Source organism: Escherichia sp. AM3, from assembly GCF_032029835.1.
Lineage (GTDB): Bacteria > Pseudomonadota > Gammaproteobacteria > Enterobacterales > Enterobacteriaceae > Escherichia > Escherichia coli.
Map to the genome: position 1 here is coordinate 1 of NZ_JAVUPQ010000701.1, position 350 is coordinate 350.

Sequence of the window (350 nt, forward strand, 5' to 3'; positions counted from 1 at the left end):
GTACCGGGGCTATCGTCGATCCGCACTACATTGCGCGCGGTGATTTCACCTTTGAAGCGGGCGGGCAGGCGCTGGAAAAATTGCTGTCCTTGCCAGAACCGCCCACCGCGGTCTTCTGCCACAGCGACGTGATGGCGCTGGGGGCGTTATCCTACGCCAAACGTCACGGCCTGCGCGTGCCGCAGGACCTGTCGATAATCGGTTTTGATAATATTTCACTTTCGGAGTTTTGCGATCCGCCGCTTTCGACCGTTGCACAGCCGCGGTATGACATCGGCCGTGAAGCGATGCTGCTTTTGCTGGATCAGCTGCACGGTCAATCAGTTAGCAGTGGGTCACGACTACTGGAT

General features: G+C 58.0%; 1 protein-coding gene. It reads left to right on the top strand.

Annotation, left to right across the window (positions count from 1 at the left end; translation table 11 throughout):
• Positions 1–350 (top strand): substrate-binding domain-containing protein (locus tag RTW80_RS27970; protein ID WP_312721380.1); only part of this gene is annotated, 350 nt, incomplete at both ends.